Source organism: Burkholderiales bacterium, from assembly GCA_013695435.1.
Lineage (GTDB): Bacteria > Pseudomonadota > Gammaproteobacteria > Burkholderiales > JACMKV01 > JACMKV01.
Map to the genome: position 1 here is coordinate 1 of JACDAM010000298.1, position 2,939 is coordinate 2,939.

Here is a 2,939-nt window from a genome sequence, read left to right on the forward strand (position 1 = left end):
CGGCACGCATCGTCAGTCTCGCCGCCGCGCGTGGGCAGCAGCTCGAAGCGCGTGCCGCGGATGATCAATTCGGTGGGCCGATCAACGGTGACGTCCGGCTTGTAGCTCAGTACGTCGGCCAGTTGGAATTCCTTGCCGAAGAACAGTTGCAGCCCCGCCGGGTTCGCCATTGCGTCGTGGGCAAGCTCGTCCTTGTAGTTGCCGCGGCCGATGAATCGCGGTGATGGGCTGAGACTTCGGAAGTAGCGCTGTCCGCCGACATGGTCCCAGTGCGCGTGGGTGACCAGCACGGTCGTCAGTGGAGGAAGCGATGGAACGCGGGCGCGCAATGCTTCGTGGGCCGCACGCGCTGCGTCGGCCCGGGTGCCGGCATCTATCGCGATCAACTCGCGCCGGTCCGCCGAAACGACGAAGTAGTACTCGGTGAATTCGAAGCCGGACAGGAGATATACCGCGCCCGGCACGACTTCGCGGATCAAGCGTGACGAGAACGTGTGCCCGGCGACAGGGGCTTCCGAAAACGGAGTGGTGAATGTCGCGGGCCTGGTCTCGCTCGCGAAGCCACTGAGCGTTTGATAGCGCCGCGCAGCAGCGTCTTCCCCGCGTTGGCGGTGCAGGGCGGCCAGGTGGAAGTACACCTCGCGCATCCAGCCCAGGTTCGGGGCCTTGTCGGCGTGCGCGAGGCACCAGACCAGATCCTGCATCGCAGCGGCGCGCTCACCAAACAAACCTGGCACCTGTGCGCGCACCACGCCCGACATCCAGCGCGCGACGAACAACTCGCCCCCGCTGAGCCGCTTGGCTTCGTCGAGCTGCTTCAGCGTGTCGCGCACCCAACCGGGCCGCTTCAGCAGGAAGACATCGTCCGCGTGGCCCGCTCGCAGCGACGCGACCGCCGTCAGGTACATAGCTTTTGCACATCATCCAGCCCGGCTTCGAAGCGCTTGAGCACGCCATTGAAATAGTCGATGCCTTCGGCATGGCGGCCCGCATTGGCAAACTGGGACATCAGCAGGAAGATCAGTTGCGGATCTGAGGGCGGGCGCCACTGGTTCACCTGCTTCAGGTAAGCAAGCTCCGGACGCTGTGCGTCTGTCGATGTGGCCGCTTGCGCCAGCAGCGCCGGCAGCCCGGCGCAAAAGGTAACTACTACGAGGAAATGGAAGAATCGAGTCATGGTAGACCTCCTTTGGGATAGGCTTTGAGATAGGTGCCGTAACTTGCATTATGCAAGTCACTAGCCATACTGTAGTCACTTGCAGAAAAGAAGTCAAGCAGGTAAGCTGTAGCGATGGCAAAGACCTACGAAATCAACGAATGCCCGGTGGCGAGGACGCTGGATTTGATTGGCGAGCGCTGGACCATCCTGCTGCTGCGGGACTTGCTGCTGCAGGGGCCGCGACGGTTTCAGGACTTTCAGACGTCATTGCCGGGGATCGCGCCCAACATCCTCTCAGCGCGCCTGAAGTCCCTCGAAGACAACGGACTCGTGCGTCGGGATCTCTACAACGACCGCCCGCCGCGGCTCGAGTACGTTCTTACCGACAAGGGAAAGAGTCTGGGATCGATCCTGAAGGCAATACGCGACTGGGGCGTCAAGCACAGTTGATAGCGCTCCCGGCCTCCTCGCCCGTATAGCGCCGCCGTCAGGCCGACTTTCTTCGGCTGACAACCTGTTGGATCGTCCGCACGTCGGTCGATAAGGACTTGTCCGGGAGTTGCGATGCCGAGCCTAATTGTCCGGCATGCGCTCTTGCTTCCAAACGTCCAGCATTGCCTCGACTTCCGCTTCGCGAATTTTCGGCAGCCCTTCGTCGATTTCATACCAGGGCAGTTGCGTGTCTACGAAGATATGGTTGCTTGGTCGCCCTTCCCCCGAATTATCGAGTGAACCAACGGTGACGTTCGTCAACCAATCGTTCTCCGGATCCAATGCCTGCCATACGAGGCGCGAACCGCAGTCCTCACAGAATCCGCGTTTGCCATGCTTTGAAGAGACGTAGTACTTCGGCTTGGATTTCGTAAAAATCAGCGTGCCGGCTTTTATCGGCACCGTGATCTCGGCAGGTTGGCCGCTGCTTTTCTGGCACATGCGGCAGTGGCAGTAGTAACCACTTTTGAGAAACACTTGTGCCTCGTAGCGGACTTTTCCGCACAGGCAGCCTCCGGTCACTTTTTTTGGCGTATCCCGCATGGGTTTCCGGCGATATGTTGGCGCACGTTCGCGATCGGCTAACGTCGCAGAGGAATGAGTGCGCGCAGTTGCGCATCGCGCAAGAACGATCCGCCCCAGACCATCAAGCCAAGATAGCCCGCGAACAGGAGGTGGCTGAAGATCGGGCTGCCGACGCGCAGGTGGGTGGCGATTGCGCCGCCGAACAAGCCTGTCAGCAGGATCGCACCCAGAACGGAAGTTCGCGGGATCGCGTAAAGCACCGTCAACGCCAGTGTGAGTATGCCGAGCCCGAAAACCACGCCGCGCGGATACCCGAGCCGCTCTGTCGTCTCCAGCGCGATATCCAGTTCCATCACTTTGATGACGCCGTCGAACAGCAGGAACACAACGGCCAACCCGGTGATGATGCGTCCCGCCCAGCGCGCCGTCCTGGAGGTCGGGCCTGCCTGAGTATTCGTTTGCATGTGTCCTCCCGGATATCTTTCAATCGGATCGGTCTCTACGGCTCGTTTCAACCCTGGTTTATCGCGTCCGGCTCCATGTAGATGAGCTCCCAGATATGACCATCAAGGTCCTGAAATCCATGCTGGTACATGAACCCGTAGTCCTTGGAATCCATAGGCGTGGTTCCGCCGCCGGTGACTGCCTTGCGCACCATTTCATCGATCTTCGCGCGGCTTTCGGACGATAAGCACACCAGCACTTCCGTGCTTTTCGTCGCATCGCAAATTTGCTTCGGAATAAAAGTCTTGAACTTCGCTTC

The 2,939-nt window shown here is 60.2% G+C and carries 6 protein-coding genes; 1 reads left to right on the forward strand and 5 read right to left on the reverse strand.

Going from position 1 to position 2,939, the window contains the following annotated elements; translation table 11 throughout:
* A partial coding sequence (locus tag H0V78_14725) for an MBL fold metallo-hydrolase (GenBank protein MBA2352985.1) occupies positions 1 to 908 on the reverse strand: 908 nt, incomplete at its 3' end.
* The gene (locus H0V78_14730; GenBank protein ID MBA2352986.1) at positions 899 to 1,177 is read right to left on the reverse strand and encodes a hypothetical protein; all 279 of its coding nucleotides are present in this window, start codon (positions 1,175 to 1,177) and stop codon (positions 899 to 901) included. The genes H0V78_14725 and H0V78_14730, both read right to left, overlap by 10 nt.
* Positions 1,178 to 1,291: 114 nt before the next feature.
* Here H0V78_14730 and H0V78_14735 point away from each other — a divergent pair, with 114 nt between their 5' ends.
* Complete coding sequence (locus H0V78_14735; GenBank protein ID MBA2352987.1) at positions 1,292 to 1,609, forward strand: helix-turn-helix transcriptional regulator; 318 nt, start codon at positions 1,292 to 1,294, stop codon at positions 1,607 to 1,609.
* A 123-nt stretch (positions 1,610 to 1,732) separates the two neighbouring features.
* Here the strand turns inward: H0V78_14735 and H0V78_14740 are convergent, their stop codons facing one another.
* From H0V78_14740 to H0V78_14750, 3 genes are all read right to left on the reverse strand, one after another.
* Positions 1,733 to 2,194, reverse strand: coding sequence for a GFA family protein (locus H0V78_14740; protein MBA2352988.1), 462 nt, complete (start codon positions 2,192 to 2,194; stop codon positions 1,733 to 1,735).
* Positions 2,195 to 2,232: 38 nt separating this feature from the next.
* Complete coding sequence (locus H0V78_14745; protein ID MBA2352989.1) at positions 2,233 to 2,640, reverse strand: DoxX family protein; 408 nt, start codon at positions 2,638 to 2,640, stop codon at positions 2,233 to 2,235.
* A gap of 47 nt (positions 2,641 to 2,687) precedes the next feature.
* Positions 2,688 to 2,939 (reverse strand): glyoxalase/bleomycin resistance/extradiol dioxygenase family protein (locus H0V78_14750; GenBank protein MBA2352990.1); only part of this gene is annotated, 252 nt, incomplete at its 5' end.